Source organism: Melaminivora alkalimesophila, assembly GCF_000282995.1.
Classification (GTDB): Bacteria; Pseudomonadota; Gammaproteobacteria; order Burkholderiales; family Burkholderiaceae_C; genus Melaminivora; species Melaminivora alkalimesophila.
In genome coordinates this window covers 1-4,286 of the sequence record NZ_ALEE01000403.1, presented here as the reverse complement: position 1 = coordinate 4,286, position 4,286 = coordinate 1, and the positions used below count along the sequence as shown (strand labels likewise).

Genomic DNA, 4,286 nt, shown 5'->3' with positions numbered 1-4,286 from the left:
GGCCGCCGGCAGCCAGCCGCGCGCCGCAACCGCAGCCAGCACCTGTGCCGCCACTTCCTCGCGCGGCCCGGCGCCATCGATGCGCGCAAAGCGCCAGGGCGCCGCCGCCATGCGGGCAGCGTAGCCCCGCGCCACGCGCGCGAAGAACTGCGCCGGCTGGGACTCGAAGCGATCCGGCAGGCGCGCGCCGGCGAGCCGCGCGGCCGCCACCTCGGGCTCCACATCGAACCACAGCGTCAAGTCCGGCTCGCGCATCCGGCCGGGCTGCGCGCCCAGGCCGGTCTGTACCAGCCGCTCCAGCTGCGCCAGCACCTGCGCGTCGAAGCCGCGCCCTGCCCCCTGGTAGGCGAAGGTGGCATCGGTGAAGCGGTCGCACAGCACCACCTCGCCGCGCGCCAGGGCCGGCTCGATCACCTGCACGAGGTGGTCGCGCCGCGCGCCGAAGACCAGCAGCACCTCGGTCAGCGCATCCATGCCCTGGTGCAGCAGCAGTTCGCGCAGCTGCTCGGCCAGCGGCGTGCCGCCCGGTTCGCGCGTGCGCGTGACCGTGCGGCCGGCGTCCGTGAAGGCCTGCGCGAGCGTCTCGATGTGCGAGCTCTTGCCGGCGCCGTCGATGCCCTCGAAGCTCAGGAACAGGCCCCGCTGTGGCGTGGTGGGCGTGCTCATTTCTGGCCTCGCTGGTAGCGGTTCACGGCACGGTTGTGCTCGGGCAGCGTCTCGCTGAACTGGCTGGAGCCGTCGCCGCGGGCTACGAAATACAGCGCGCGCGTGTCCGCCGGCTGCACGGCCGCCAGCAACGAGGCCTTGCCGGGCATGGCGATCGGCGTGGGCGGCAGACCCGGCCGGGTGTAGGTGTTGAAGGGCGTGTCGGTCACCAGGTCGCGCCGGCGCAGGTTGCCGTCGAACTTCTCGCCCATGCCGTAGATGACGGTCGGGTCGGTCTGCAGCAACATGCCCACGCGCAGGCGGTTGGCGAACACGCCGGCGACCAGCGCGCGGTCTTCGGGCCGGCCGGTCTCCTTCTCGACGATGCTCGCCAGCACCAGCGCCTCGTCGGCGCTCTTGAGCGGCAGGTCGGGCGCGCGCTGCGCCCAGGCCGCCTCCAGGTGCCGGTCCATGGCGTGCAGGGCGCGGCGCAGCACCGCCAGGTCGCTGCTGCCCTTGCCGTAGGTGTAGGTGTCGGGAAAGAAGCGCCCCTCCGGGGCCACGCCCGGGCGGCCCAGCGCGGCCATGATGGCCTCGTCGCTCTGCCCGGCGGTGTCGGGGCGCAGCTGCTCGGCGCGCGCCAGCGCCTGGCGCACCTGCCGGAAAGTCCAGCCCTCCACCAGCGTCACGGCGCGCAGCGCCTCTTCGCCGCGCACCAGCTTGCGCAGCAGCGCGCGCGGCGAGGTGCCGGCCGGGATCTCGTAGTTGCCGGCGCGGATGTCACGGTCCTGGCCGGACAGGCGAAACCACCAGTACAGCAGGTCCGGATGCACATCCAGCCCGGCGCGCACGGCCGCGCGCGCCACGCCGCGCGGCGTCGTGCCGGGCTCGATCTCCAGCTCCAGCGGCTGTCCGGGCGGCGCACCGGCCACCGCGCGCTGCGGCAGCGGCGCCTGCAGCCACCAGGCGACGCCGGCGCCGGCAACGATCACGGCAAGGAGCACCAGGGCGAAGAGACGACGCACAAATCAGCAGCAGCCAAGTGGAAAGGAGCCGGTCATCATAATTGACCCATGACCGATACATCGCTTGCGAACCCCTCCCCGTCCGCACCCGCCGCCGGCCCCGTCGAGGGCGTGGCCCCGCTGCCGCACCTGGGCGTGATCCGGGTGGCGGGCGAGGATGCGGCCAACTTTCTGCATGGCCAGCTGAGCCAGGATTTTGCGCTGCTCGACATGGCGCACGCGCGCCTGGCGGCGTTGCTCAATCCCAAGGGCCGGATGCTGGCGAGCTTCGTCGGCTTCAAGCGTGCGCCCGACGAGGTGCTGCTGGTGTGCTCGCGCGATCTGCTGGCGGCCGCGCTCAAGCGCCTGTCGATGTTCGTGCTGCGCGCCAAGGCACGCCTGAGCGACGCCAGCGGCGATTTCCTGCTCCACGGCCTGGCGGGCGGTGCCGCGCGCGCCCTGCTGCCGGCAGATGCGCCGCCCTGGACGCTGGCGCAATCGGGCGAGGCCAGCGTGGTCGCCCTGTACCCGGCGGACGGCCAGCCGCGCGCGCTGTGGCTCGCGCCGGCCGGCACGCCGGCGCCCACCGGGCCTGTGCTGGACGAGGAGAGCTGGCACTGGAGCGAGGTGCGCAGCGGCATCGCCACCCTGACCGCGCCGCTGGCCGAGGCCTTCGTGCCGCAAATGCTGAACTACGAGTCCGTGGGTGGCGTGAACTTCAAGAAGGGCTGCTACCCCGGCCAGGAAGTGGTGGCGCGCAGCCAGTTCCGCGGCGCCATCAAGCGGCGCACCTACCTGGCCCATGCCCCGTCCGCGCTGGCCCCGGGCGCGGAAATCTTCGCGGCGGACGATGCCGAGCAGCCCGTGGGCCTGGTGGTCCAATCGGCGGCGCGCCCGGGCGGCGGCTTCGATGCGCTGGTCTCGCTGCAGATCGCGGCGGCCGACAAGCCCTTGCAAGTCGGCGGTGTGGCTCTGGGCCTGGAGCCACTGCCTTACGCCCTGCTCGAGGACATCTGAGCCGAGCGGGCGCCGCTCAGCGCAGCGGTAGGCGCATCGCGATGTGGCTGATGCCCGCCTCCTCGAAGGGCTCGCCCTGCGGCGCGAAGCCCGCGCGGCGGTAGAAGCCTTCCGCGCTGCGCTGGGCGTGCAGCAGGACGCTCGCATCGCCCCGCTCGCGCGCGGCCTGCAGCAGCGCGTCCAGCACCATCCGCCCCCAACGCTGGCCGCGCACCGTGCGCTCCACCGCCATGCGGCCGATGCGCGCCTCGCCGGCCGCGTCGGGCAGCAACAGCCGGCCCGTGGCGATCGGCAAGCCCAGCCGGTTGCGCACCACCGCGTGCAGCGCATCGGCATCGTGCGCGTCGATCTCGATCGCCGGGTCGATCCCCTGCTCCTGCACGAAGACCGCCATGCGCACGGCCATGGCATCGGCCTGCATCGCGCTCCAGTCTCCGGTCGCGACCTCCACCACCTCGCGGCCCGCCTCGTAGTCCTCGATCAGCGTGCGCAGCACGGACGGCAGCTCGCGCTTGGTCTGGCTGGCCGGGTCGGCGAAGACATAGACCAGCTCGATGGTGGTCAAGAGCCGCTCGCCGTTGAAGATTCCGCACTCGAAAGCCATCGAGCTCGTGCCCAGGCGCGCGCAGCGCATGCCCACGTCCAGCCAGTCGTCGAGCCGGGCGGAGGCGTGGTAGAGCGTGCTGGCTTTCTTCAGGTACACGTCGCCCTGCAGCTTCTGCATGCTCGCCGCGTAGGGCAGCCCCAGCCGGCGCCAGTATTCGGCGATGGCGCAATCGGCGTAGCTCAGGTAGTGGGCATTGAAGACGATGCCCTGCGGGTCCACCTCGGACCAGCGCACGCGCAGGCGCAGCAGGCAGCGGAAATCTTGGCGTTGCATGGCCACTTCACTCACTCGGTGTTTCAGGAAAAGGCGGAGCGCAGCGCGGCCGCCGCGTCCTGGTGGAACTGGCGCGCCTCGGGAAGGGCGCGGCCCATCTTGATGAATTCGTGCGTCACGCCGCGGTAGATCTCCAGCTGCACCGGCACCCCCGCCATGCGCAGCCGATCGGCGTAGGCCACCCCCTCGTCGACCAGCGGATCGTATTCCGCCAGCCCCACCCAGGCAGGCGCCACGCCCTCCAGTTCCGGCGCGAGCAGCGGCGCAAAGCGCCAGTCCTCGCGCTGCGGACCCTCGCCAATGTACTGCTCGAAAAACCAGGCGATGCCTGCGCGCTCCAGCACCAGGCCGTGCGCGAAACGCTCGTGCGAGGGTGTGTCCTGGTGCGCGGTGGTGCCGGGGTAGATCAGCAGCTGCAGCGCCAGCGCCAACCCCTGGTCGCGCACCCAGAGCGCCGCCACGGCGGCGAGCGTCCCGCCCGCGCTGTCGCCCCCCACCGCCAGGCGCCCCGGGTCGGCGCCCAGGCGCTCGCCCTCGGCCGCCAGCCAGGCGAGCGCATCCCAGGTGTCGTGCACCGCCGTGGGAAAGCGGTGCTCGGGCGCGAGCCGATAGTCCAGCGACAGCACCATGCAGCCCGCCAGCCGCGCCAGCTCGCGGCACAGCACATCGTGCGTGTCGATGCTGCCGATGGTGAACCCCCCGCCGTGCAGGTACAGCAGCAGCGGCAACCCCTCCTCGCG

General features: G+C 72.5%; 5 protein-coding genes. 1 reads left to right on the top strand and 4 read right to left on the bottom strand.

From position 1 onward, the window contains the following. Together tmk and mltG are read right to left on the bottom strand one after the other, a co-directional pair. The coding region (tmk, locus tag A612_RS07800; protein ID WP_019373945.1) for a dTMP kinase at positions 1 to 666 on the bottom strand (666 nt) is incomplete at its 3' end. Further along, the gene (gene mltG / locus A612_RS07795) at positions 663 to 1,670 is read right to left on the bottom strand and encodes an endolytic transglycosylase MltG (protein WP_019373944.1); all 1,008 of its coding nucleotides are present in this window, start codon (positions 1,668 to 1,670) and stop codon (positions 663 to 665) included. The genes mltG and tmk, both read right to left, overlap by 4 nt. Before the next feature lie 48 nt (positions 1,671 to 1,718). On the opposite strand from mltG, the gene ygfZ reads away from it, so the two are divergent. Next, positions 1,719 to 2,666: a CAF17-like 4Fe-4S cluster assembly/insertion protein YgfZ gene (gene ygfZ, locus A612_RS07790; protein WP_019373943.1), complete on the top strand. Its 948-nt coding sequence runs from the start codon at positions 1,719 to 1,721 to the stop codon at positions 2,664 to 2,666. A gap of 16 nt (positions 2,667 to 2,682) precedes the next feature. Here ygfZ and A612_RS07785 read toward each other — a convergent pair whose 3' ends face one another. Continuing rightward, positions 2,683 to 3,546: a YbgC/FadM family acyl-CoA thioesterase gene (locus tag A612_RS07785; RefSeq protein WP_019373942.1), complete on the bottom strand. Its 864-nt coding sequence runs from the start codon at positions 3,544 to 3,546 to the stop codon at positions 2,683 to 2,685. Positions 3,547 to 3,569: 23 nt separating this feature from the next. Next, positions 3,570 to 4,286 (bottom strand): alpha/beta hydrolase (locus A612_RS07780; RefSeq protein ID WP_019373941.1); only part of this gene is annotated, 717 nt, incomplete at its 5' end.

Bases quoted from the DNA above. Each gene is read 5' to 3' on its own strand.
- A612_RS07785 (WP_019373942.1), bottom strand. From the start codon at position 3,546: ATGCAACGCCAAGATTTCCGCTGCCTGCTGCGCCTGCGCGTGCGCTGG.
- ygfZ (WP_019373943.1), top strand. From the start codon at position 1,719: ATGACCGATACATCGCTTGCGAACCCCTCCCCGTCCGCACCCGCCGCC.